This window comes from Thermostichus sp. OS-CIW-33 (assembly GCF_054059615.1).
In genome coordinates this window covers 96,742-120,268 of sequence record NZ_JBSSCH010000009.1, presented here as the reverse complement: position 1 = coordinate 120,268, position 23,527 = coordinate 96,742, and the positions used below count along the sequence as shown (strand labels likewise).

General features: G+C 59.0%; 20 protein-coding genes. 9 read left to right on the top strand and 11 right to left on the bottom strand.

Annotation, left to right across the window (positions count from 1 at the left end; genetic code table 11):
- Positions 1–19: 19 nt before the first annotated feature.
- Together ACVWZG_RS08805 and rpoB are read right to left on the bottom strand one after the other, a co-directional pair.
- Positions 20–1,903 carry a DNA-directed RNA polymerase subunit gamma gene (locus ACVWZG_RS08805; protein WP_414388674.1) on the bottom strand — a complete coding sequence of 628 codons (1,884 nt, stop codon included), beginning with the start codon at positions 1,901–1,903 and terminating at the stop codon, positions 20–22.
- A gap of 115 nt (positions 1,904–2,018) precedes the next feature.
- Complete coding sequence (gene rpoB / locus ACVWZG_RS08800) at positions 2,019–5,438, bottom strand: DNA-directed RNA polymerase subunit beta (RefSeq protein WP_457405956.1); 3,420 nt, start codon at positions 5,436–5,438, stop codon at positions 2,019–2,021.
- A gap of 593 nt (positions 5,439–6,031) precedes the next feature.
- Here rpoB and ACVWZG_RS08795 point away from each other — a divergent pair.
- Complete coding sequence (locus tag ACVWZG_RS08795) at positions 6,032–6,745, top strand: biliverdin-producing heme oxygenase (RefSeq protein ID WP_457392901.1); 714 nt, start codon at positions 6,032–6,034, stop codon at positions 6,743–6,745.
- Positions 6,746–6,792: 47 nt separating this feature from the next.
- On the opposite strand, the gene ACVWZG_RS08790 is transcribed toward ACVWZG_RS08795, so the two are convergent.
- A complete protein-coding gene (locus ACVWZG_RS08790) occupies positions 6,793–7,323 on the bottom strand; it encodes a pentapeptide repeat-containing protein (protein WP_457392899.1) in 531 nt (176 codons plus the stop codon).
- Between the two features lie 147 nt (positions 7,324–7,470).
- Here ACVWZG_RS08790 and pyrR point away from each other — a divergent pair, with 147 nt between their 5' ends.
- The 3 genes from pyrR (at position 7,471) to ACVWZG_RS08775 (ending at position 9,694) form a co-directional block, all read left to right on the top strand.
- Positions 7,471–8,019 carry a bifunctional pyr operon transcriptional regulator/uracil phosphoribosyltransferase PyrR gene (gene pyrR / locus ACVWZG_RS08785; RefSeq protein ID WP_414391142.1) on the top strand — a complete coding sequence of 183 codons (549 nt, stop codon included), beginning with the start codon at positions 7,471–7,473 and terminating at the stop codon, positions 8,017–8,019.
- A gap of 51 nt (positions 8,020–8,070) precedes the next feature.
- Positions 8,071–9,042 carry a putative 2-dehydropantoate 2-reductase gene (locus tag ACVWZG_RS08780; RefSeq protein ID WP_457406051.1) on the top strand — a complete coding sequence of 324 codons (972 nt, stop codon included), beginning with the start codon at positions 8,071–8,073 and terminating at the stop codon, positions 9,040–9,042.
- Positions 9,043–9,121: 79 nt separating this feature from the next.
- Complete coding sequence (locus ACVWZG_RS08775; protein WP_457415334.1) at positions 9,122–9,694, top strand: metal-binding protein; 573 nt, start codon at positions 9,122–9,124, stop codon at positions 9,692–9,694.
- A 1,165-nt stretch (positions 9,695–10,859) separates the two neighbouring features.
- On the opposite strand, the gene ACVWZG_RS08770 is transcribed toward ACVWZG_RS08775, so the two are convergent.
- Positions 10,860–11,615, bottom strand: coding sequence for an ankyrin repeat domain-containing protein (locus tag ACVWZG_RS08770; RefSeq protein ID WP_457405961.1), 756 nt, complete (start codon positions 11,613–11,615; stop codon positions 10,860–10,862).
- Positions 11,616–11,856: 241 nt separating this feature from the next.
- On the opposite strand from ACVWZG_RS08770, the gene ACVWZG_RS08765 reads away from it, so the two are divergent.
- The gene (locus ACVWZG_RS08765) at positions 11,857–12,465 is read left to right on the top strand and encodes a J domain-containing protein (RefSeq protein ID WP_414373594.1); all 609 of its coding nucleotides are present in this window, start codon (positions 11,857–11,859) and stop codon (positions 12,463–12,465) included.
- On the opposite strand, the gene ACVWZG_RS08760 is transcribed toward ACVWZG_RS08765, so the two are convergent.
- Positions 12,462–13,865, bottom strand: a complete 1,404-nt coding sequence (locus ACVWZG_RS08760; protein WP_457405964.1) for a 2-succinylbenzoate--CoA ligase — start codon at positions 13,863–13,865, stop codon at positions 12,462–12,464. The two genes, ACVWZG_RS08765 and ACVWZG_RS08760, sit on opposite strands and share 4 nt — an antisense overlap.
- A 146-nt stretch (positions 13,866–14,011) precedes the next feature.
- Here ACVWZG_RS08760 and petG point away from each other — a divergent pair, with 146 nt between their 5' ends.
- The 3 genes from petG (at position 14,012) to ACVWZG_RS08745 (ending at position 16,970) form a co-directional block, all read left to right on the top strand.
- The gene (petG, locus tag ACVWZG_RS08755; RefSeq protein ID WP_011433989.1) at positions 14,012–14,125 is read left to right on the top strand and encodes a cytochrome b6-f complex subunit V; all 114 of its coding nucleotides are present in this window, start codon (positions 14,012–14,014) and stop codon (positions 14,123–14,125) included.
- 63 nt (positions 14,126–14,188) lie between these two features.
- Entirely contained in the window at positions 14,189–15,817 is a 1,629-nt protein-coding gene (locus tag ACVWZG_RS08750; RefSeq protein ID WP_457406053.1) for a bifunctional pantoate--beta-alanine ligase/(d)CMP kinase, read from the top strand.
- A gap of 115 nt (positions 15,818–15,932) precedes the next feature.
- Complete coding sequence (locus ACVWZG_RS08745) at positions 15,933–16,970, top strand: hemolysin family protein (RefSeq protein ID WP_457384194.1); 1,038 nt, start codon at positions 15,933–15,935, stop codon at positions 16,968–16,970.
- A 30-nt stretch (positions 16,971–17,000) separates the two neighbouring features.
- Here ACVWZG_RS08745 and ACVWZG_RS08740 read toward each other — a convergent pair whose 3' ends face one another.
- From ACVWZG_RS08740 to ACVWZG_RS08730, 3 genes are read right to left on the bottom strand one after another with little or no spacing between them, the layout of a single operon-like run.
- Positions 17,001–17,318, bottom strand: a complete 318-nt coding sequence (locus ACVWZG_RS08740) for a hypothetical protein (protein WP_011433986.1) — start codon at positions 17,316–17,318, stop codon at positions 17,001–17,003.
- Positions 17,319–17,333: 15 nt separating this feature from the next.
- Complete coding sequence (locus ACVWZG_RS08735; RefSeq protein WP_414413217.1) at positions 17,334–17,963, bottom strand: DUF4126 domain-containing protein; 630 nt, start codon at positions 17,961–17,963, stop codon at positions 17,334–17,336.
- 9 nt (positions 17,964–17,972) lie between these two features.
- Complete coding sequence (locus tag ACVWZG_RS08730) at positions 17,973–19,964, bottom strand: HAMP domain-containing sensor histidine kinase (protein WP_457406055.1); 1,992 nt, start codon at positions 19,962–19,964, stop codon at positions 17,973–17,975.
- Positions 19,965–20,333: 369 nt separating this feature from the next.
- Between ACVWZG_RS08730 and ACVWZG_RS08725 the strand changes: the two genes are divergently transcribed.
- Complete coding sequence (locus ACVWZG_RS08725) at positions 20,334–21,311, top strand: deoxyhypusine synthase family protein (protein WP_457406058.1); 978 nt, start codon at positions 20,334–20,336, stop codon at positions 21,309–21,311.
- Positions 21,312–21,321: 10 nt separating this feature from the next.
- Here the strand turns inward: ACVWZG_RS08725 and ACVWZG_RS08720 are convergent, their stop codons facing one another.
- From ACVWZG_RS08720 to ACVWZG_RS08710, 3 genes are read right to left on the bottom strand one after another with little or no spacing between them, the layout of a single operon-like run.
- A complete protein-coding gene (locus ACVWZG_RS08720; RefSeq protein ID WP_457405966.1) occupies positions 21,322–21,888 on the bottom strand; it encodes an ankyrin repeat domain-containing protein in 567 nt (188 codons plus the stop codon).
- A gap of 4 nt (positions 21,889–21,892) precedes the next feature.
- Positions 21,893–22,711, bottom strand: coding sequence for an MBL fold metallo-hydrolase (locus ACVWZG_RS08715; protein ID WP_414413658.1), 819 nt, complete (start codon positions 22,709–22,711; stop codon positions 21,893–21,895).
- A complete protein-coding gene (locus ACVWZG_RS08710) occupies positions 22,708–23,361 on the bottom strand; it encodes an anthranilate synthase component II (RefSeq protein ID WP_011433980.1) in 654 nt (217 codons plus the stop codon). The genes ACVWZG_RS08715 and ACVWZG_RS08710 overlap by 4 nt, the downstream gene beginning before the upstream one ends.
- Positions 23,362–23,527: the final 166 nt, after the last annotated feature.

The following is a 23,527-nucleotide window of genomic DNA, read 5'->3' as shown; positions in this document are numbered from 1 at the left end:
TCCTACGGCAGAGGATGAACTACGCAGACAAAATATCTTGCACGGTCTTGTTAAAAATGATCCGGCCCGGCGTGGTGCGAATGTACTGGCTGATCACGTTGCCGTCTTGATCCTCGCGGATACGGCGGTAGTTGGTGATCTTGAGGCGAATGCCGCCTGGTTCTTCGATGATTTGCGGCTCGGACTCTTTTTCGCCCTTGCCCAACTCCATCGGGCCGTGGTAGCGCACCCAGACCTTGCTGTGCAGGCCGATAGCACCGCGGTCGTAGGCGATGAGAGCATCTTCCAAGCTGGCAAAGAAGCGATCGCCAATATCTGGCGCGTGGGGGTTGTCCGCCGTCAGGTAGTAGCACCCCAACACCATATCTTGGCTGGGGGTGATGATGGGAGCGCCAGTGGCAGGGGAGAGGATGTTGTTGGTGGCCAGCATCAGCAGGCGAGCTTCCGCCTGAGCTTCCAGAGAAAGGGGCACATGCACAGCCATCTGGTCGCCGTCGAAGTCAGCATTGAAGGCGGGGCAAACCAGAGGGTGAAGTTGAATCGCCCTTCCCTCCACCAGGATCGGTTCAAAGGCTTGGATCCCCAGGCGGTGCAGGGTGGGGGCACGGTTGAGCAAGACGGGGTGGCCGTCGATCACCTCTTCCAGCACATCCCAAATCTGTGGGTCATTGCTCTGGATCATCTTTTTGGCAGCCTTGATGTTGTTGACAATGCCCCGCTTGATCAATTTGTGGATGACAAAGGGCTGGAACAGCTCGATGGCCATCTCTTTGGGCAGGCCACACTGGTGCATGCGCAGGTTGGGCCCCACCACGATCACCGAACGCCCGGAGTAGTCCACCCGTTTGCCCAACAGGTTTTGCCGGAAGCGCCCCTGTTTGCCCTCGATGATGTCGGAGAGGGACTTGAGGGGACGGTTGTTGGCCCCCGCCACTACGCGCCCCCGCCGACCGTTGTCGATCAGCGCGTCCACCGCCTCCTGGAGCATGCGCTTTTCGTTGCGCACAATGATCTCCGGCGCCATGATCTCCTGCAGCCGGGCCAGACGGTTGTTGCGGTTGATCACACGACGGTAAAGATCGTTGAGGTCGCTGGTGGCAAAGCGGCCCCCATCCAACTGCACCATGGGACGCAAATCCGGCGGGATCACCGGCAGCACCCGCAACACCATCCACTCCGGACGGGATCCGGTGGCGATGAAGTTGTCGATCACCCGCAGCCGCTTGATCAGGCGTGCCCGCTTTTGGCCGCGAGCAGTGGTGATCTCCTCCCGCAGTTGCTCCGCCTCTTTTTCCAGGTCGATATCCTTGAGCAGGCGCTCGATGGCCTCTGCCCCAATCATGGCCCAGTTCTCCGGCAGTTGCAGTTCGGATCCCTCCTCGTACATCTGATCTTCGATCTCGAGGAATTGATCCTCCGTCAGCAGTTGTTTGTAGGAGAGATTCTGGGCATTGCCCGGATCCACCACTACGTAGGCGTTGAAGTATACCACCTGCTCCACATCCCGCAGCGGCATATCCAACAGGGTGGCGATGTGGCTGGGGATCCCTTTCAAATACCAAACGTGGGTGACCGGAGCGGCCAACTTGATGTAGCCCATGCGGTGGCGGCGCACCCGCGACTCGGTCACCTCCACCCCACAGCGCTCGCAGACGATCCCCCGATGCCGTACTCGCTTGTACTTACCGCAGTGGCATTCCCAGTCTTTGGCCGGCCCAAAGATGCGCTCACAGAAAAGACCATCCATCTCCGGCTTGAGGGTGCGGTAATTGATGGTCTCGGGCTTGGTGACTTCCCCCACCACTTGACCATTCGGCAGGGTGCGCTGGCCCCACTCCATGATCCGTTCTGGAGAAGCCAAGCCGATTTTGACATAGTCAAAGCGTTGCTCTGTTTTGGCCATCGCCGTTTTCCTCCTGGCTTGCTGAACCCAAAGGAGAGGGAAGCCCCACCCTCCTTCGTGGGTTGAAGGGGATCCCCGTCACGTTCGCGTCAGGGGTGGGGAGCGCTCTCAACCCTCAAAAGTCCTCTTCCTCCTCCTCGTCCTCATCTTCCTCAAGGCTGCGGCTGGCATTCGCGTCAGCGGTGCGGAGCACTCTGGTAAAGGCGGGTGATGGCGAGAGATCCTCAGCCGTAACCGATTCATAAGTGGGTCGAGAGGGAGTATGACGGTTGGAAGTATCGGCCATCAGATCCACTTCCACATCGCAGGTTTGCCCTTCGCTGTCCACCTCCACCTTGTGTACCGACACATCTAGGCAGAGGGACTGCAGCTCCCGTACCAGCACCTTGAAGGACTCCGGCGTGCCGGGTCGAGGGATCGGCTTGCCCTTGACAATGGCGTTGAGAGCCTCGTTGCGCCCCACCATGTCGTCGGACTTGACGGTGAGCAACTCCTGCAGGATGTAGGCTGCCCCAAACGCCTCCAAAGCCCACACCTCCATCTCCCCAAAGCGCTGGCCGCCCTGCTGCGCCTTGCCCCCCAGCGGTTGCTGGGTCACCAAAGAATAGGGGCCGGTGGAGCGGGCATGGATCTTGTCATCCACCAAGTGCACCAGCTTCAGCATGTAGGCGCGGCCCACCGTAACGGGCTGGTCGAAGGGCTCCCCGGTGCGACCATCAAACACCTGGATTTTGCCGCAGTACCTGCCTTCCGGGTTGAAGATCCAGTCCTTGCCGGTCTTCTCTCGGGCTTCCCTCAGCTTGGCCTCCACCGTCAGACGGGAGGCTTCTAAACCGTGCATCTCGTCGAAGGGCATCAGCTTGAAGCGCACTCCCAGATGCTCTGCTGCCCAGCCCAGCAGGCACTCGTACACTTGGCCCACGTTCATGCGAGAGGGCACCCCCAAGGGGTTGAGCACCACATCCACCGGTGTGCCGTCCGCCAGGTAGGGCATGTCCTCAATCGGCAAGATGCGGGAGATGATACCCTTGTTGCCGTGACGGCCCGCGATCTTGTCCCCCACCTGGATTTTGCGCTTGAGGGCAATGTAGACCCGCACCACCATGTTGGCGCCGGGAGGCAGCTCATCCCCCTGTTCGCGGGTAAAGATGCGTACATCCACCACCCGACCGCGCTCGCCGTTGGGCACCCGCAGCGAGTTGTCCCGCACATCCCGAGCCTTTTCCCCGAAAATGGCCCGCAATAGCCGCTCTTCTGGGGGCTGATCCGACTCCCCTTTGGGGGTGACTTTGCCCACCAAAATGTCGCCGGCCTCCACCCAAGCCCCAATGCGCACAATGCCGTTCTCATCCAGGTCCCGCAGGGCATCTTCCCCCACGTTGGGGATTTCGCGGGTAATCTCCTCAGGGCCCAGTTTGGTTTGCCGGGCCTCGATCTCGTGCTTCTCGATGTGTACCGAGGTAAAGACATCGTCGTAGACCAGCCGCTCGCTGATCAAGATGGCATCTTCGTAGTTGTAGCCCTCCCAGGGCATGTAGGCCACCAACACGTTTTGGCCCAAAGCCAACTCGCCCCCTTCGGTCGCCGGGCCATCCGCCAGCACCTGGCCAGCCACCACCCGATCCCCCGTATAGACAAGGGGACGCTGGTTGAGGCAGGTGTCTTGGTTGGAGCGCTGGTATTTCTGCAGGCGATAGACAATTGGATCCCCGCCGTCGTCTGGCCGCACCACGATTTCGTCGGCAGAGACATAGGTCACCACGCCATTGGTGCGCGACACCACCACCATGCCGGAGTCGCGTGCCGCCTGGGCTTCCAGGCCAGTGCCCACGTAGGGCCGATCCGGCTTGAGCAGGGGCACCGCCTGCCGCTGCATGTTTGCTCCCATCAAGGCACGGTTGGCGTCATCGTGCTCCAGGAAGGGGATCAAGGAGGTGGCCACCGAGATGACCTGCACCGGCGCCACTTGGACGTAGTGCACTTCTGTGGGGTGGGCGGTGGTGAACTCTTGGCGGTAGCGCACCGGCACCAAGTCGGCAGTGATGCGGCCCTCGGCATCCACCGGCACATCCCCCGGGGCCACGCGGTACTCGTCCTCTTCGTCAGCGGTGAGGTAGACCATGCCCAGATCTTTGCGCACCACGCCGTTCTCGACCCGGTAATAGGGGCTTTCGATAAAGCCGTACTGGTTGACGCGGGCATGGGTGGCCAGGGATCCAATCAACCCGGCGTTGGGGCCTTCTGGAGTTTCGATGGGGCAGATGCGGCCGTAGTGGCTGGGGTGGATATCCCGCACCGCAAAGCCGGCCCGTTCCCGACTTAGGCCGCCAGGGCCCAGGGCAGATAACCGGCGCTTGTGGGTCAGCTCCGCCAGGGGATTGGTCTGATCCATGAACTGGGAGAGCTGGCTGGAGCCGAAGAACTCCTTAATGGCCGCCACCAAGGGTTTGGGGTTGACCAAAGAGGCCGGGGTGAGGTTTTCCGACTCGGAGACTGTCATCCGTTCTCGGATGATCCGCTCCAGGCGATTCAGGCCCACCCGCACCTGGTTTTGCAGCAGCTCGCCCACGGAGCGCACGCGGCGGTTGCCCAGGTGGTCGATGTCGTCCACATGGCCGATGTCGTACTCCAAATTGATCAGGTAGTCGATGACGGCCAAAATGTCGGTGACGGTAAGCACCCGCACACTTTCGGCTACGTTCAAATTTAACTTTTTGTTCAGCTTGTAGCGCCCTACCCGGCCCAAATCGTAGCGTTTGGGGTCGAAGAAGCGGGATTCCAGCAACTGCTGGCCACCCGATACGGTGGGGGGTTCCCCGGGCCGCAACTTGCGGTACAGCTCCATTAGGGCTTCTTCTTCGGTGTAGGGCCCCTCTTTCTCCATGGTTTTCTGGAAGAATTCGGGGTGGCGCAGGTTGTCGTAAATCTCGGAGTCGCTCAGGCCCAAGGCTTTCAGCAGAACTGCCGCCGAGAGCTTGCGGGTTTTGTCGATGCGCACCCACACCAGGCCGTTTTTGTCGGTCTCGAACTTCAGCCAGGCACCGCGGTTGGGGATGAGGCTGGCGCTGTAGGTGCGACGCCCGCTTTTGTCCAGCTCCGATTTATAATAGACGCCGGGGCTGCGCACAATTTGGTTGACGATCACCCGCTCGGCGCCGTTGATGATGAAGGTGCCCCGATCCGTCATCAAGGGCAGTTCGCCGATGAAGACGTCCATGTCTTTGATCTCGCCGGTCTCTTTGTTGATCAGGCGAGTGGGCACCCGGATCTGCGCTTGATAGGTGGCGTCTCGCCGCTTCGCCTCCTCGGGGTCGTAGCGGGGGCGGTTAATCTTATACCCTTTGGAGGGATCCCCAGGGCGATATTCGGGCAGGAAGTGCAGTTCCAGCTTGCCGGTGTAATCGACGATGGGGGAAAAGCTGAGAAGCTCCTCTTCAAACCCTTCTCGCAAAAACCACAAGAAACTCTCCCGCTGAATCTCCACCAGGTCAGGAAAGGTAGGAGCGACAGGGGATGGCACTGCTAATTGTGTCATGCGTTGCTCGGGAGGGGTCGCGCTGCAGTCAGGCCTTCCATTATAGAAACCCCGCCAACGATCGTCAACGAACGTTACAAAGGCCGAGGGACTGTCCGGATCCCTTGAGGGCTCACTTGGAAAATCTCGGCAAAACCGCTGGGGATCCCCTTTTGGCTGCCGGAGCAGGGACGATTCCCACCGTGCCTTAAGGATTGTTCACATCCATTCACACTCAAGCAGATTATTCTAATCTTTAACCGTTTTTGCGGATCATCCGCTGCTCCAGCTCGGATTTCCGGTCGACCTTGGGGATCGGAGGGGTGGTTCTGACAGGCTCAGCCGGTCGCCAGGGTGGACGCGGCGCCGGTCTTTGTCGCTTTTGAAATGCACGCTGTTGATGCAGGCTATGGGGCAAGACGCGGAGCCATCAATCATGAGAAAGGATCGGGAATGGGTTTACAAAGCTTCTCAGGCTGGGGGAACCTCGGGATGGCTTGCGGGTGATCTGCGGGTGATCTAATGAAGCACAGTTTGTTGGCGAGGAGGGTTTTGTGAGTCAAAGTCAGAACAATCAGAATAAAAAAAGTGATCTGTATAACCGGGACCACAGCTTGTCGGCCCAGTTGCGGGAGGGCACCAAGCAGTCCCACACTATGGCCGAGAACATGGCCTTTATCAAGTGTTTCCTGAAGGGAGTGGTGGATAAGCGGGCCTACAGCCGCTACCTGGGCAATTTCTACTTTGTCTACAGTGCTCTGGAAGAGGGCTTTGCCCAACTGCGAGAGCACCCGCTGGTGGGCCGGTTCTACTACCCGGAGCTGTGGCGCAAGACCAGCTTGGAGAAGGACTTGAATTATTTTATCGGCCCCAATTGGCGCGCTGTGGTCAAGCCCTCCCCTGCCTGCCAGGTCTATGTCAACCGCATCCGAGAAGTGGTGGAAAAAGATCCACTTCTCCTGATCGCCCACGCCTATACCCGCTACATCGGTGACTTGTCGGGTGGCCAAATCCTCAAAAACATCGCCCGCCGGGCCATGGGCTTGCCGCAGGGGGAAGGAACGGCCTTCTACGATTTCGAGCAGATCCCCCACGAGGGCAAGTTCAAGCAGCGCTACCGTGCCCAGCTGGATGCGTTGGAGCTGGATCAAGCCACCATCGACCGCATTGTGGCAGAGGCCAATTATGCCTTCAAGCTGAACATGGACTTGTTTAGGGAGTTGGAGGGGAATTGGCTGTTGTCGATGGCCCGCTTGGCCTGGAATTCGCTGCTCAGCCAGTTTCAACGCAAGCCCACCCGTTCTGAGGCAGCCGCTCCCAGCTCCTGAGCCCTAGATTCCAGATCTCCCCTCTCCCAGAGGAGAGGGGGTGAGGGCTAGTTACATTCGAGGGTGTCGCGGGTGGCCCGACCAGTTACAGGGTTAACGCCGGTGGCCCGTTCACAGAGGATGGAGAGGGCGTCTTGCCGTATCAACGCATTGGTGAAATCCGCCCCATCAATTTGGATCCCTTCGACTCGGGCCAGCCACATCATGCTGTCCTGCAGTTGCGCTTCTCGCAGATCCGCACCCTGTAAGTTGGCCATGTCCAAAGTGGCCCCCCGCAGGTCGGCCCCGCGCAAGTTGGCTTTGCTGAGATTGGCCCCGAATAGGTTTGCCCCTGCCGCCTTCACGTGGCTGAGATCGCTTTGGCGCAGGTTGGCCTTGAGAAACTTCCAGCCGCTCAGGTCTTGCCCTGAAAAGCTCACCCCCTGCAGATCTCGTTTGGTGTAGTCCTCTGCCTGGGCCGGGGATCCCAGCGGAGTAACCCCCAGGCAGAGTATCAGCCCGCAAAGCACCATCCCCCGCAGGAAACGGCTCAGCCAAGACCGCCTCGCCAGAACCGAAGCCAGCCAAGCAACAGACATCGTGGATCCCTCCCTCAAGGAAACCTCCATGGCTTGGGAATTGCTTCTGGTTTTATCTTACCGGATAGGGATCCCGCCGGCAGATTGGGCTATCTTAAAGTCTTCTACAGACCAGATCCGCGATTGGCGAGGGGGCGACAGGGATCCATGTCCGAGATCGAGGTCTTCGATGCGGAGCAGTTGGCCGGGCTGATCGAGGGTCTGGCAGAGGCGATCGGCAGGGATCATCCCCACCTCCAAAAGTTGACGTTGATCGGCATTCGCACCCGGGGAGTTCCCCTGGCCTACCGCCTGCGGGATCGGATTGCCACTCTACTGGGGATCCCGCCCCAAGTGGGGGAGCTGGACATCACTTTTTTCCGCGACGATTTGAGCGCCGGCGGGTTGCGCACCCCCGATCGCAGCGAAATGCCGCGTGACCTGACCGGCCAAGAAGTGGTGCTGGTGGATGATGTTATCTTTCGCGGTCGCACCGTCCGAGCAGCTTTGGAGGCCCTAAACCACTTTGGGCGACCGGAACGGGTGCGATTGGCGGTGTTGATCGACCGGGGTCACCGACAGTTTCCCATCCAGCCCGATTACTGCGGTTGTCAGCTTTCTACAGAACCGGAGCAAACGGTGAGAGTCCATCTGCGGGAAACCGATGCGGAAGATCGGGTGCTGTTGATAGACAAAACGGCAAAGATCAAGTCCTGAGCCGGCGCTGGGGTGCGGTATTTTGGGGATGACCTGCTAAAACTTGCCGCCATGCCTCGGTTGCCGGAAACTCGCCGTTACGCTGTTTTGGGTACGGGTGCTTTGGGAGGATTTTATGGGGCGAAATTGCAACAGGCGGGCTTTGCGGTGCATTTTCTGCTGCACAGCGACTATGACCATGTTCGCCAAAGCGGCCTCTGGGTGCAGTCCTGCTGGGGGGATTTTCATTTGCCCCAGGTGAATGCCTACGCAGCCGTGGAGGACATGCCGGCTTGCGAAGGGGTGATCGTGGCTTTGAAAGCCACCCAAAATGCGCTTCTGCCGCACTTGATCCCGCCTGTGTTGGCCGAGAATGGCGTGGTGATCTTGTTGCAAAATGGGCTGGGGGTGGAACCCGAGATTGCCGATTGCGTTGGCCCAGAGCGGGTCATGGGGGGCCTCTGCTTCATCAGCTCCAATAAGGTTGGCCCCGGCCACATTCACCATCTGGATTACGGTTCGGTGCTGCTGGCAGAGTACGGCCCTGGCTATGCCCCCCAAGGGATCACGCCCCGCCTTCAACAAGTTCAAGCCGATTTTCAACGGGCAGGGATCCCGACTTCGCTCTCACCAGATTTGATGTTGGCCCGCTGGCAGAAACTGGTCTGGAATATTCCCTTCAACGGCCTCTCGGTGGTGTTCAATGCCGATACTCAGCAAATGATTCGAGACCCTGAGGCCCGTGCTTTGGCGGAAACGCTGATGCAGGAGGTGATACAGGGAGCTGCAGCTTGTGATCGCCTGCTTCCCGACTCCCTGATCCAAGAAATGCTCACCAATACCGAGAAAATGGCCCCCTACCGCACCAGCATGAAAATCGACTATGAGCGCAAACGTCCTCTGGAACTGCAGGTGATCTTCGGCAACCCACTGCAGTACGCTCGACAAGCTGGGATCCATCTGCCACGGGTTGAAATGCTCTACCGACAGTTGCAGGTGTTGGATCGCCTGAATCGAGGGATCCCTGGGGAGCAGCAGGCTTAAGTTTTTCAAGATCCGGCGGAGCGATCCCAGGGCTGGAGCAGGCTTTCTCCTTTGCTTGCGGGTAGACTGAGCCGCAGTCGTGTACTGTTGCTCTGGCTTTATGCCGCTGGGATCCACCCACGATCGCATTACCCTCTGGACGGCCCCCGGCATCACCCTAGCCGCCGGTGTGTTGGGGAACAGCACCACAGTTGCCCTGGCTGTGGGATCCGCCTATCTGTTCAGCGGCCTGATGTTTTCTGGAGATCTGGACACCTGTTCCCGACAGTATCAACGCTGGCTGTTCTTGCGCTGGATTTGGCTGCCCTACCGCAAGTGGATGCGGCATCGCTCCTTTTGGTCTCATGGGCCGATTGTGGGCACCGCCGTGCGGGTACTGTACTTGAGCCTATGGGCAGGAGGAGCTGGCCTGCTGGGGGCTTGGCTGGGATCCCGGTTGGGCTGGTGGATGTGGCAACCCTGGGTGTGGCGCAGCGATCTCTGGCAATTGCTGCAAGTTCACGCCGAGATGCTCTTTTGGATTGGGATGGGGTTGGAACTGGGATCGGTGAACCACAGCCTAAGCGACTGGATGGTCTCCCGCTGGAAACGCTGGCGCAGAAAACGCCGTCAGGTTCGATCTCCCGCCAGGCGACTCAGCTATCGTGGCTAGGGATCCATTGGGCCAAGGTTTGATTTTTCGCCCGCCACGGCATTTGAATGGCAGTGAGGTTACCTACTGTTCCGCAACGCGTAGTCATTTATCTCACCGTCAAGGTGAAACAAACGACCGGTTGCTTCCTGCTAAGGCCTCCGGCCCGCTACGCGAGCAGTTGAAATAGAGGGTAATAAGAACCACGACTGCTATCAGCCCCTCACCCCCCCTTGAACCTGTGCTGTGCCCACAACTCCGCGACCTATCCTCTCAAGAGGGCTGAAACTGCAAATCTTGGCCAATTACCCTTTAGCCCAGGTACTCTGCTTGTGGCCATTTCGATTCAAACTGGGACACTGCACCCATACCTAAAGCCTTGAATACAGGGAATCAGAAGGCTCTCCTCAGTAGCCCAAGCGTCTCACCCTAACTTGAAACGACTACTTGAAGCAGTTTTGTCAAGAACATTTCCTCTTACGTTGGCTAGGTATTGCGATTTAATCTCAATAAAGCTATGCTGTTACTCAGTTGAGTGGTGGAGTCATATCCATCAGTCTTCCTCTCTTGTCTTGGATGTGACAGGGATCCTGTGCTGGCAGAGCTGGCCATCTGCGTCAGCAGGGATCCCTTTTTCTCCTCTCCAAGGCTAAGCAAGGTTCTGTGCTAATGAGAGTCAGAATCAGTTGATAGAGAGATTTTTTGCTTGCTCATGTCAATCTGTGGAGGTGGCAGTGTAAAGGAGCAACAGCGGCTGAGGGTTATGGCTTTGGAAGGGGGCAATCTGGCTTCGGGAACCGGAAGACAAGACCGAATACAAAGATTGCTGCTCTAGTTTCCTTTGCAAACTTGTCAGAAGCTAAGGAAAAAGACCAACCTTTTGGGACAAACTGTCTGTCCTATGTCTTGTTTTGTCGTTCAAAAATTTATGTTGGGCTCAAGAGAAACTCTAGAAAAAAGTTGAATCAGGTGGAAGAATCAGTTAGAATCTAGCTGGCGTTAACGCTAACCGCGACGAAGAGACTGGAGGGAGGAAAGCCTAACAGCCTCTCTCCTTTTTTCTGTAGAGATTACCCTCACCTTCAACCCCTGTCTTGTGAGAGAGGGGGAAGCCTGAATGTCCTATGACCCAAAGCGGCTAGAATTTCCATCAACTCTTGTTTTATTCTCTATCCCAAACCTGATACTAAAGGGTTGCCCCTCGATCTTGTAACCATTGGACAGCCAGTCTATGTTGGCGTTTCTGCGCATAGGCCAAGGGGGTATGCCCATCTTCATTGCGAGGGTTTAGTTCGGCTCCATTTTCCAGCAAAAGCTCCAGGATTTGGATATGCCCTTCCCAAGCAGCCCAGTGCATCGGTGTCGCCCCGAATCGGTTGCGCGCATTGGCATTGGCCCCGTACAAGAGCAGAAAGCGAGCGATGCCCAAATCCCCTCGGGTGGCGGCTTCATGCAGAGGGGTTCGGCCTGTTTCGTCAGTGGCATCCACCGGCGCTCCCTTGGATAGTAGGCGGGCCAGAATGCTTTTTCGACCGGTGGCTGTGGCCCAGTGGAGAACACGACCAGTGTTGGCTCCCTTCTGGATGAGCAGACCGATTACCTCCGCCTGATCGGTTAAAGCAGCCCGCTGGAGAGGGGTATAGCCATGGTTATCTGGGAGATCGATATCGCTGCCTGCCCTCAAAAGACGCTCCACCAGCTTGACCTGGCCGACGGCAGCAGCCAAATGGAGAGGGGTGGCACCTGTGGGATCCAAGGCATTGGGAGAAGCGCCATGGGCCAAGAGCAAATCCAACAGTTCCAAATCGCCAAGGAGTGTCGCTTTATGAAGCAAAGTCATTCCCTGAGCATCGACAGCATTCACATCTTCCCCCCGCTGCAAATGGGCCAATAATTGTTTTAGATCTCGATTGGCAAGAGCTTGATGAAGCGCTTCACTCATAACAGATAGAAATAAAAAAGCCAAGTTGCAATGAAGTTGGGCAACAGGAAGGGATCCTCGATAGGCCGGAATGGAGGCTCCAAACAACTTGGGCAAAGTCTAACACTGGATCCCTGCTGCTGAGGGAAGCGGGAGAACCAAGCGCTTGGTGGGATCCCTTGGTCAAGCCGGGGCCGCAGCGATAGACTAGAGCTGGTTTTTGGCCAGGTCTTTTCCCGATCCCTTAGTTGCGCCACCGTTTATGGATTACTACGCGATCCTGAACCTATCTCCTGCAGCGGACATTGAAGAGATTAAACAGGCGTTTCGACGGTTGGCGCGGCAGTTTCACCCTGATGTGGCAGGGGAGGGATCCCGAGAGCGTTTCCAACAAATCCACCAAGCCTACCAAGTGCTGAGCGACCCTGAGCAGCGGCGGCGCTACGATGCACAACGTCAATCTGCACAACGTCAATCTGCACAACGTCAATCTCCACCCAGCTCTCCTGCTGCCGGCGAAAGGCGGGTGGTCATTCGCAGCATAGGCCCCTCATCGGCAGAGCAGCCCAATCCGGAAGGGCTCAAGGAGGGGATTGCCCGCGTCAAGGCAGCCTGGCGGGAGCGGAAGTTGCCCACGGCGGTGGCCCAGGCGGAGGCGCTGCTGAAACGGTTTCCCAACTCCAGCGAGGCCATCCACATCTTGGCGTTGGCCTACCAGCGCTTCGGCAACCATTTGATCTACGAGGGGCGCTATCAGCAGGCGGAAGCCTACTTGAGAAAAGCTTTGGCCACGGAGCCGCACAACCGAGAATTGGCCTTTGAAATCAAGCGAGATTTAGCCCGTCTGGGCATTCGGGAGGGATCCCGCTAACTTGCCTGCGTTGGGATCCCCAACGTCTGAGCTGCCCACTGCCGGAGTTGTTGGCGGTTGACTTTGCCCTGAGGGTTGCGCGGGATCCCCGTACACCACAGCCAGTGCTTGGGGTGCTTGAAGGGACTCAGTTGGCGGCTTAGGTGTTGCTTCAGGTGCATTTCCAGCTCTTTGGGGATCCCCGTTTTGGGGACGACCACCGCCACCACCTGCTGCCCCCATTCGGCATCCGGTAGGCCCAACACGCACACATCTTCCACCCAGCCGCTGGCTCGGATCTCCCCTTCCACTTCTGCAGCCATCACCTTTTCCCCGCCGGTTAGGATTAGGTCATCGGCTCGACCTAACCAATAGAGGGATCCCTGTCGGTCTAGATAGCCCAAATCGCCGGGGGTAAAGCCTTGCTGTTGCCCTTCGCGTAAGCGGTGCGTAGCACTTAGGTGCGGGTAGTAGCCCAGTGCCAGCGACTCTGCCTGAATGTGAATGTAGCCCACAGCATGGCTGGGCAGGGGATCCCCTTTTTCGCTGCGGATCTGGAGCGTGGCGTGGGGCAGAGGCCGACCCAGACTGTCGCTCCCTTGCCAAAAGGCTTCTGGCAGCAACGTACACACCTGGGAGGCGGTCTCGGTCATACCGTAGGTGAGGGCAAGGGGAAGGTGAAGTTGCCGGGCCTGTTGTCTCAGGCTGGGCCAGGTGGGGCCACCGCCGACCAAAATGGCCCGAAATTGGCGCAGGCTCTCCAAAACTCCCGGATGGGCGCTGAGCAACAGCCGTTGCAACTGAGTGGGCACCAGCGATAGAAAGCTCCCCGGCAGAGGGGGATCCCAAGCCTTGGCCTGCTGTTGCCGTTTCCAATCCCAGACAACCCATTGCCCACCGCTCAGCCAGGAGCGGACTGCCTGCATCAAGCCGCTGACGTGGTACAAGGGCAGAAGGCAATAGCTGTGTATAGGCCCGACGGCAAAGTGCTGTTGGTGGGCTTTGGCCGAGGCGCTGAGGGTCAGCCAAGAGTGCAGGGCCCATTTCACTTGGCCGCCAGAGCCACCCGTGGGGATGCCGATCAGCGGCCAATGGGAGCTGGGCACAGCTTCCCGCAAATCCCGCAGGCGCAGATTCAAGGGGGCGGGATCCCCTTCCAGTCGGCCCTGGCGCCAGCACCAGCCGGATCCCATATCCGCCAAAGCCTGTCCCCATTCCCGTTCTCCCCAGTGGGGATTACCCAGGAACAGCGGGATCCCCAAGCGTTGGCAGGTCAAAACTGCCGCCCACACCTGCACTGGATGCGAGTCCGCCACCAGCAGGGGAACGGCCTTGTCTGCCAAAGGGCGCAGTTGCTCTTCCAGTTTGGACAGGCACTCCTTCAAGTCTCCGCCATCCCCGGACAAGACAATTGACCTCATGGGCTATGGGTATGCCATCTCAACGGCTTCGCGGATCCCCTGCATTTTATTAGGGGATCCCCCCTCGATTTCCTTGGCAAGGAACGGTGAGGATAGGTTTGGGCTTGGCTTATCATGATCTAGGTTTGAACTGGGAGGTCTGTGTTGTGATCGAGCCGATTTTGTTGGGGATCGTCTTGGGCATGGTGGTGGTCACCTTGGCGGGCTTGTTCGTGGCAGCCTACAGGCAGTATCAACGCAGCAACAAGATCGGCCTGTAGGAGCAGCCTTTGGGGGGGTTGGAGAAAACCCATAGGGGAGAGAGAGATTGAGGTGGCATGGCAATGCACTGGCTGCGCACAGTTGCTGCTTTGCGGGAGCAGGTAGCCGATTGGCGGGGATCCACAGTTGGCTTGGTGCCCACGATGGGATCCCTGCATGAGGGCCATCTCAGCCTAATCCGCCGCTGCCGGCAAGAGTGTGACCACATGGTGGTCAGCATTTTCGTCAATCCGCTGCAATTTGGCCCCAACGAAGACTGGGATCGCTATCCCCGCGACGAAGAGGGGGACCGAGCTTTGTGCGAGGCAGCAGGTGTGGATGTGGTCTTTGCCCCTGACCCGCAAGAGATGGGAGCCGACCCCGCAACCGGAAGCGACCGCACCTGGGTCATGCCCCCCGAATCCCTTCTGCAGACCCTCTGCGCCCCCCACCGACCTGGCCACTTTCGCGGCGTGGCCACCATTGTGCTGCAACTGCTGAACTTGGTACAGCCGCAGCGGGCCTACTTTGGCCAGAAAGATGCCCAGCAACTGGCGATCATTCAACGTTTGGTTCGGGATCTGCAGATACCCACCACGATTGTTCCCTGCCCCACGGTGCGAGAAGCCGATGGCCTTGCCTGTAGCTCCCGCAACCGCTACCTTTCTGCTGCTGAACGACAGGTGGCCGCCGGGCTGTACCGGGCCTTGCGTCGAGGATATGACCATTGGCAGGCCGGGGATCCCTCAGCAGAAGGGATCCTTGCCGCCGCCCGTGCTGAGCTGGATCATACCCCAGAGCTGCAACTGCAATACCTGGAATTGGTGGATCCCCAAACGCTGCAACCGCTGCCGCGGGTGGAAGACAAGGGCCTGCTGGCCATTGCTGCCTATGTGGGGCAAACTCGCCTGATCGACAACCTGCTCCTTTCCCCAGAGCAAGGGGATCCCTCGCCGGAGAGAGTCCAGCATGCGGCACCGCCCTCTTCCGGCACGACCTCTCCCCCGCGTCGCCCGCTGATTGCCATCGACGGCCCGGCTGGAGCCGGAAAATCCACCGTGGCGCGGGCAGTAGCCGCCCAGCTGCAGCTTTTGTACTTGGACACGGGGGCCATGTATCGAGCCATCACCTGGCTGGCACTGCAACGGGGGATCCCTTTGGACGATGCCGAGCAACTCACCCAACTGGCCGCCCAAACCCAGCTCACCCTGCAGAGCGGCACCTCTTCGACAGAGCCGACCCGCATCTGGGCCGATGGCGAAGAAATTACCCAGGCCATTCGCTCTCCGGAAGTGACCCGCTGGGTCTCTCACGTGGCGGCAGTGCCGGGAGTACGCCAGGAGCTGGTGAAGCGGCAACGCAGTATTGGCCGGGATGGCGGTGCTGTCTTGGAGGGGCGGGATATCGGCACCCACGTCTTTCCTGATGCAGAGCTGAAGGTTTTCTTGACCGCTTCTGTTGGGGAGCGGGCGCAGCGTCGGCAACACCAACTCCAAGCCCAAGGGCAAATGGTGCCTCTCGAAGAATTGAAAGCGCAAATCGAGCAGCGGGATCGCCGCGACAGCGAACGGCTCATCTCTCCCTTGCGGCCTGCCCCCGATGCCATCTTGATCGACACAGATCACCTGAGCCAATCCGAGGTGCAAGACAAGATTGTCATGTTGTACCGGCAACTTTTGGAGCGATCCGGCTCCGCCCATTTCGATCAGTAGCCTTAACTCAATCAAGAACAAATCAACGGGATGAATAAGATCTTCGAGGAGCTGACTGGCTTGAGCAGCTTGGGTTTAGTCCTTCGACGCCACCCATATCCCGTAACGGAGCGCTATGGTTAATGTCTTCCTCTTGGCCTTTTTGCTGCTCCTCTCAGGAGCTTGCTCTGGGGCCGAAACCGCCATCACGGCCATGGACAACCTGCGCCTGGAATCTCTGATCGAAGAACAAGGGGATCCGCAGGGCTTGTATCGACTGGCCCAACAACAGCGCTCGCGGCTGATCACCACCCTGTTGCTGGTGAACAACTTTGTCAACATCGGCATTGCTGCTCTGGCCACAACCCTCTCCATTGAACTGTTGGGAACCCAGATTGGAGCTTTGGCCGCCACCGTGCCCACCACAATTGTGGTGCTCCTCTTTGGAGAAGTAGCCCCAAAGTCCTTGGCGGTGAGCCATCCGCTAGGGGTGTTCCGCTGGGTGGTGCGGCCTGTTCATGTCCTATCGGTGCTGTTGCGCCCTTTTAGCGACGCTTTTGAGTGGGTTGTCAGCAGGCTCTTCAATCTATTGGAATTCTCCCCCCTGACGGCCACCGCTTCTCTCAAGGATTTGGAGCTGCTGATCGATGTGTTGGGGCAGCGGGGGCTGCTGGATTGGCAAAAACGGCGGCTGTTCCGTGGGGCCTTGGCTTTGGACTTGCTGCAGGCGCGGGACGTGGCCAAGCCCAGAGTTAAAATGGAGACCATCTCCCACGACAAAACACTGCAGGATGTGGTGAAGCTCTGTTTGGAAACGGGCTACTCCCGCATCCCCGTACAGGGAGAATCCAAGGACGAGATCGTCGGCATCATCCACCTCAAGCAAGCCCTGCGCCATCTGGATCGAAAAGGCAATGCCGAAGTGACCCAGGCGATGGCACCGCCTTTTTTTGTGCCGGACACCAAGCGGGTCAGCCTGTTGCTCAAGGAAATGCTGCGCTCTCGCCAACACCTGGGGATCGTGGTGGATGAGTTTGGCGGCACCACCGGCCTCATCACGCTGGAAGACATTTTGGAGGAGCTGGTGGGGGATATTTACGACGAGAGCGACCTCTCCCCCCTGCTGCTGCAGCGGCAGCGGCGACCAGGTGGAGCTTCTACCTCCCCTGGCTGAGAAGCAAGGGGATCATCCCCTCTCTAAGTCCTAGCTGGCTCTGGAGGGATCCGTCTCCGCGGCTGTTGGGTTTTCGTGCGCGCCGGGAGTGAGCTCCCCAAAGCCGGCCTCGACGGGATAGCGGGCCACAAAAAAGATCCAGAAGCTGTGGATCCCTAGCCCCAAAGCCCACCAGCCCAACAGGGGCACCAGCCACGGCCAATCCGCGCGGTACAGTTGCTGAAAAAACACCAGCCCAGACCCGCTACAGAGGAAAACAGACAGGTGGGCGGCATAGGTATAGCGATCATCCAGCTTGCGAAATTCGGGATCCCGACGGGAGGGCTTCCGGGGCCAGCGAGGCGGCATGGCAAAACCATCCAGTTAAAACCTTCTCCAGTGTAGAACAGCCGTCGGCGGGGATCCCTGAGACTTGGGAGCGGCATTTCTGCTGCGGAACCCCAGTTTCAACGCCCGTTTGCCCAGCCAGTACACCAGCAAACCCATCAGCAGCACTGCCAGCCAAGGGGCCAGCACCGCCACCACCGCCAGCAGCAGAGAAGTGACGTTTTCGCCGGTGGCCAACAGCGGGTTGCCCAGCCCCCCTGTGGTGGTGGTAGAGGCCAATCGCAGCACATCGGTGGTGCCTTGGGTGATCCCAGCAGCCCCCCCTCCGAGAATGGCAGCCAAAGCCCAGCGCCACATCGGGCTCAGGTCACCAATGTCCCCCATTGCCGCCGACATCACCAGGATTCCGGCCACCACTGCCACCGGCGTTGCCACTACATCTAGCAAGTTGTCCACCCAGGGCACGTAGTAGGCAGAAACCTCGAAAAAGGTGGCCACCACAAAAACCAGCAGCGCCACCTCTGAGCCAATCCATTGCAGATCGGGAGCCAGCTCCAGATGTCCAGCCTGAGCCGCTATGCTCATCACCAGCAGCGGCACAAAAATACGAAAGCCACAGGCAGCACTGAGGCCCAGCCCCAAAAAAATGGCCAGTAGGCTTTCCATCTTGGCTCCTTAGGTTTGGTGGGAATGGCGGGGATGCTCCCGCCAGCAGCAACTGGGGGGATCCGTCTCGGCTGGCTGAACCTCGAACTCTAGCGGTCCCTCTTCAGTGTACAGGTGCAGGTCGAACCAGAAGGTGGATCCCTGTTCTAGCTTGCTCTCCAGGCAGATGCGGGTTCGATGTTTCTCCAGGATGTTGCGCACGATGGCCAACCCCAGGCCGGTGCCCTCTAGGGTGTGGACCCGGTTCTCGACACGGAAAAAGCGGTCGAAAATCCGCTCCTGATCTTCTGGGGCAATGCCAATGCCCGTATCGGCCACCGCCACCCGCACTGCCTGCGGGGATCCATCCGCCTGAACCACCAGGTGGGCATGTACCGTCACCAGGCCCCCTGAGGGGGTGAACTTGAGGGCATTGCCCAGGAGATTGGTCATCACCTGCAGCAGCAGATCGTAGTTGCCCCACACCAAAGGCAGATCCGGATCGACGAACTTGCGCAGCTGGATCCCTTTGTCGCGGGCCTGCAGTTGGTGGGTGCGCAAAGTCTGCTCGATCACTGCCGCGATGTCGACACCTTCAAAGTGGTACTGCTTGCCCGATTCCAGACGAGACAAATCCAAAACATCGTTGACCAGGCGGGTGAGGCGGTCGGTTTCGCGGTTGGCAATTTCCAGGTAGTCCAGCCGCTCCGCCGAGGACATCTGCTCGCCGTACTCGTAGAGGGTCTCGATAAAAGACTTGATGCTGAAGAGGGGGGTGCGCAGCTCGTGGCTGATGTTGCTGATGAATTGAGCCTTGGCTTCGTTGAGCTCCACCTCGCGGGTGATGTCCTGCACCGTCATCACGATCCCCTTGAGATTTTGCCGCCGCGGATCCGACACCGGCGAAAGCAGGATGCGGATAACACGCTTGGTGGGGCCGGTGAGGTTGACGCGAACTTCCTCTGCTTCTTGATCCCCGCGGGCAATTTGCATCAGGGGGCGGGCCAGTTGCTGCCGCAGATCCTCCGGCAACAGCTCCGGCAGGGGTTTGCCCAAAACGGGATCCCCTTCCCAGCCAAACATGCGGGAGGCGGCAGGGTTGAGCAGCAGCACCCGCAACTCGGCATCCAGCAAAATGGCAGCATCGACGATGGAGAAGACCAAGGTCTCCAACTTGGCTTTGGCTGCAGCCAGTTCCTCGATGTTTTGCTCTTCGTAGCTTTGCAGCCGCTCCGCCATCTCGTTAAAGCTGTCGATGAGCTGGGCCAGCTCTCCCCCGAAGGGCAGGTCGATGCGCTGCTTGAAGTTACCTTTGGTGATCTCCTGGACACCTTTGACCAGCTCTTTGATGGGATAGGTGATGGTGAGGGCATTGACCACCGCTCCCAGGATGGCCAAGACCCACACCGCCAAAAACACCCCAATCGAGACCTCCCGCGCCAGCTGGGTGGAGCGCACCAGGGCGGGATTGGGATTGATGCCCAAGCCGAGGGTGCCCAAAAAGCGGCCCTGATGGTAGATGCCGACGAAAATATCCGTCACCCGCCCAGCAGGGGTAAGGTGGGTGCGCACCAGCGGTTGGCCCTCAGCAGGAGGACGGTTGTCCGGCAGTTGCATGCGACGGGTAAGGCTGAGGGAGGTTTTCACCTCCTGATTGGAGAACGGGATCCCGTAGTAGATGTTTCCTTCGGGATCGGCGTAGAGCAAATAGCGGATGCTGCTGGTGCTCTCAAAGTACTGGCGGGACAGTTGCGCCACTTCGCCAATGCGATCTTCCGCAATCAGGGGGGCGACATTGGCGGCCAAGAGCAGCCCCAGATCTCGGCCAAAGCGGGCTTCGTTGAAGCGAGCATCCTGCTGCACGGTGCTGACGGCCCAGAAGGTGAAACTGCTCACCACCAATGAGACCACCAGCGTTGCCACAAAGAGCAACTGAGTTTCCAACCGCAGTTTTTGCTTCCATCGCGCCCACCAGCGCCGCAGGGATCCCATAGAGATCCCGGTCGTTGTTGGCACTGACATGTCCACAGCGCCAGGCAATGGCTCGGCAGGAGAAGAAGCCAGCTCAGGAGATTGGACTTCGGCAATGGGCTCGGCTGGCTCGACAGTGCTGACAGGAGGCATGAACCCAACGTGAACAGATAGCGTGAACGGATATAGGGCGGTGATTCGCCACCATTCTGACATGGGCAGGCGATCCCTTTGTCTCAGCCAAGGCCGGGTGAGAACCGGTATGGGATCCCGGCTTCGCAACGCAACCTGCTCCAGCCGACCTGCAGGGGAATGGTTGCCAATACCGATAAAGGTATCCCCAAGCAAAGCTTGTCAGCGCCCCTAAAGTTGATAGACTAGAAAATCGTGCTTCACCAGGTCAGAGTGACCGGAAAAATCGTGACCAACAGCCCCGTCAGCCAATTTATCCAACATCATTTTCGCCACTTCAACGCAGCCGCGCTGCTGGATGCAGCCAAAGGTTATTGTGCTCACCTGGAAAAGGGCGGCAAGATGATGGTGACCTTGGCCGGTGCCATGAGCACAGCAGAGCTGGGCCTTTCCCTAGCTGAGATGATCCGGCAGGGTAAGGTTCACGCCATCTCCTGCACCGGCGCCAACCTAGAAGAGGACATCTTTAACCTCATCGCCCATGAGTTCTACGAGCGGGTGCCCCACTACCGCGATCTTAGCCCGCAGCAGGAGCAGGAGCTGCTGAAGCGGCACCTGAACCGGGTAACCGATACCTGCATTCCCGAAGAGGAGGCGATGCGGCGCCTAGAAAAAGCCCTCTTGGAAGAGTGGATGGCTGCCGACCAGGCCGGGGAACACTACTTCCCGCACGAGTTTATCTACCGCATCCTGCGCAGTGGCCGGCTGGAGCCCTACTACCAAATTAATCCCCGGGATTCTTGGGTTTACGCCGCTATGGAGGCCAACTTGCCCATCTATGTGCCGGGATGGGAGGACTCCACCACCGGCAACATGTATGCCGCCCACTGCATCACGGGTGAGATCCGCAATGTGCATACCGTCCGCACAGGGATCGAGTACATGATCCACCTGGCGGACTGGTACACGCACACCTCGGCGGAGTGCTCCATTGGCTTCTTTCAAATTGGCGGCGGCATTGCTGGGGATTTCCCCATTTGTGTGGTGCCCATGCTCCATCAAGATCTGGGTCGCCAGGGCGTACCCCTGTGGGGCTATTTCTGCCAGATCAGCGACTCCACCACCAGCTACGGTTCCTACTCGGGGGCAGTGCCCAATGAGAAGATCACCTGGGGCAAATTGGGGATCGACACCCCCAAATTTGTCATCGAGTCGGATGCCACCATCGTGGCGCCTTTGATCTTCGCCTGGGTGCTGGGGTGGTAGAGAAGGGGAATCAATCTGTATGCCCGTCGGTTGAGGCGGAGCGGGGCCAGCGGGACAACAGGGTTGCAGCTTCCCAGCGGCGCAGATCCTGGGCAATGCGCAGGGGCGTGAGGCCGTAGTCGTCCGGCTCGTCGATCTCGGAGCCATGTTCCAGCAGCAGCCGAACGACCTCGGGGTTGCCGGACCAAGCGGCAAAATGCAGGGGAAGGCCACCGGCGCCAAAACGAGCATTCACCTCGGCCCCTCCCTGGAGCAGGGCTTTCGTAACCTCAGGGTTGCCCAGGCGAGCGGCTTGGTGTAAGGGGCTGGCTCCCCCATAGTCTAGTTGATTGGGATCCGCCCCCGCTGCCAGCAAAAGACGGGCGTTGAGGCCGCTTTCTACGAAAAACAGGGCTGTCTTGCCCCGCTCATCGACGGCGTTGGCGTCTTTCCCCAGCCAGAGAGCCAGTTGCAGCCGCAGCGGGTTGGCTTGGGCCAAGGCTTGTGGATCTTCTGGTAGGGAGTATCCATAGAATCCCAGACCCCCCACCATTAGGGATCCCAGTCCGACAGCGATTTTTAGGACCTGACCTCGCATAGCCCTATTCCTCAAAGAAAAGGATGGCGAGCCCCTGCCTGGGCAGAGCCTGGGCCGAGAGCAGCAACGGGTTGCTGAGGGCAGGTTGCGCGGCAGCAGCGGGGAAGAGACGCAAAAACTCCTGCAGCGGCAGCAGCTCGCATTGGGATTCCTCGGCGGCGGCCGTGCGATACATGGTGGGGATGACCAACTTCGGCTGCAGCGCTTCAATGGCCGCCTTGGCCCCAGCAGGATCGTAATTTTTCGGCCCACCCCCCACCGGCACCAGCAACAGGTCGGGACGAGCAAGCAGGATGGACTGCTCCCGCGTAATTGGCTGCAGCGCCCCTCCCAAATGGACAATGTCGATCCCAGCCATGCGCCAGCGCCAACCCACGTTTACGCCAAAGCGAGGGCCACGGGGCATGCGTACTCCTTGCACCCGGATCCCGTCAATCAGATAGTCTCCCGGCTGAAACAGCACCTTGGGGTTGCCGGGCACCACATCCAAAGCACCCTCATCCAACAAGCGGCTGCTGAGCAACACCAGATCGGCAGCAACTCGTGGGGCAGGATAGCCAGCCGTACAGCCCGCCGGCCGAAACGGGTTGACCAGAAACCGTCGGCCCTCCCCCTCGAACAAAACACAACTGTGGTGCAGCCAAGTCAGTTGCAGCCCCTGCGAGCTGGAGCCGGGAGTGAACTCTATAGACCCTGGGGTTGTTGGCGTTTCCGAACCTTGTGCCGGCGCTGTCTGAGCGCCCGCTTTGCGCCCTCTGGCCAGGTTCACGGCCATCGATCCCAGCAGCCCAGCGCTGGCTTGCAGAAGCTGGCGACGCTTCATGGAGTGGGGATCCCTGATGTAACAACGGCAACGGTTTCCTGAGGTTTCTGCGAAACATTGGGCTGAGCAGCAGTTGAGGCTTTGGCGCTGCGCAGGAAGTTGCTCAACAAGCGCTTGCCCTCTGCAGTCAAGATGCTCTCCGGGTGGAACTGCACGCCCTGAACGTGGGGATAGCGGCGGTGGCGTACCCCCATGATGATCCCATCGCCTGTTTGAGCCGTCACCTCCAGCTCGTCAGGACACGTAGAAGGCTCGATCACCAAGCTGTGGTAGCGGGTGGCCGTGAAAGGCTGGCTCAACCCCTCAAACACCCCCACCCCTCGATGGTAAATGAGCGAGGTTTTGCCATGCATCAGCTCAGGTGCGCGCACGATCTGACCACCATAGACCTGGCCAATGCACTGGTGCCCCAGACAAACCCCCAAAATCGGCAGCTCTGGCCCCAGCTCCCGAATCAACTCCAGGGAGATCCCGGCATCTTCCGGCCGCCCTGGCCCAGGAGAGATAACTACAGCTTGCGGCTGCATTCGGCGCAGGTCGTCAACGGAGAGCTGGTCATTGCGAAAAACCTGAAGCTGAGCTCCCAACTCCCCCAGGTACTGCACCAAGTTGTAGGTAAAGCTGTCGTAGTTGTCGATGACGACCAGCACGATAGCATCCGGCAACGGCACCCCATTTTAGCACTTGCTTGAGCTGCTGTTCTTGATCCAAAGAAGCAGAGTAACTGGCGCTTTTTGCAGGGGAGCAGTCGACGCCCCAAGAAAGCTTGTATCCTAGAAGGTACAACCCACAGGAAGCAGTGAATTGGGCGGGTTT

Excerpts from the sequence above, each read along its gene's own strand:
- ACVWZG_RS08750 (WP_457406053.1), top strand. The coding sequence starts at position 14,189 with ATGCACTGGCTGCGCACAGTTGCTGCTTTGCGGGAGCAGGTAGCCGAT.
- ACVWZG_RS08790 (WP_457392899.1), bottom strand. The coding sequence starts at position 7,323 with ATGTCTGTTGCTTGGCTGGCTTCGGTTCTGGCGAGGCGGTCTTGGCTG.
- ACVWZG_RS08760 (WP_457405964.1), bottom strand. The coding sequence starts at position 13,865 with ATGAGGTCAATTGTCTTGTCCGGGGATGGCGGAGACTTGAAGGAGTGC.
- ACVWZG_RS08770 (WP_457405961.1), bottom strand. The coding sequence starts at position 11,615 with ATGAGTGAAGCGCTTCATCAAGCTCTTGCCAATCGAGATCTAAAACAA.
- ACVWZG_RS08740 (WP_011433986.1), bottom strand. The coding sequence starts at position 17,318 with ATGCCGCCTCGCTGGCCCCGGAAGCCCTCCCGTCGGGATCCCGAATTT.
- ACVWZG_RS08720 (WP_457405966.1), bottom strand. The coding sequence starts at position 21,888 with ATGCGAGGTCAGGTCCTAAAAATCGCTGTCGGACTGGGATCCCTAATG.
- ACVWZG_RS08805 (WP_414388674.1), bottom strand. The coding sequence starts at position 1,903 with ATGGCCAAAACAGAGCAACGCTTTGACTATGTCAAAATCGGCTTGGCT.
- rpoB (WP_457405956.1), bottom strand. The coding sequence starts at position 5,438 with ATGACACAATTAGCAGTGCCATCCCCTGTCGCTCCTACCTTTCCTGAC.
- ACVWZG_RS08745 (WP_457384194.1), top strand. The coding sequence starts at position 15,933 with ATGGTTAATGTCTTCCTCTTGGCCTTTTTGCTGCTCCTCTCAGGAGCT.
- ACVWZG_RS08730 (WP_457406055.1), bottom strand. The coding sequence starts at position 19,964 with ATGTCAGTGCCAACAACGACCGGGATCTCTATGGGATCCCTGCGGCGC.
- pyrR (WP_414391142.1), top strand. The coding sequence starts at position 7,471 with ATGTCCGAGATCGAGGTCTTCGATGCGGAGCAGTTGGCCGGGCTGATC.
- ACVWZG_RS08715 (WP_414413658.1), bottom strand. The coding sequence starts at position 22,711 with ATGAAGCGTCGCCAGCTTCTGCAAGCCAGCGCTGGGCTGCTGGGATCG.
- ACVWZG_RS08780 (WP_457406051.1), top strand. The coding sequence starts at position 8,071 with ATGCCTCGGTTGCCGGAAACTCGCCGTTACGCTGTTTTGGGTACGGGT.
- ACVWZG_RS08765 (WP_414373594.1), top strand. The coding sequence starts at position 11,857 with ATGGATTACTACGCGATCCTGAACCTATCTCCTGCAGCGGACATTGAA.
- ACVWZG_RS08735 (WP_414413217.1), bottom strand. The coding sequence starts at position 17,963 with ATGGAAAGCCTACTGGCCATTTTTTTGGGGCTGGGCCTCAGTGCTGCC.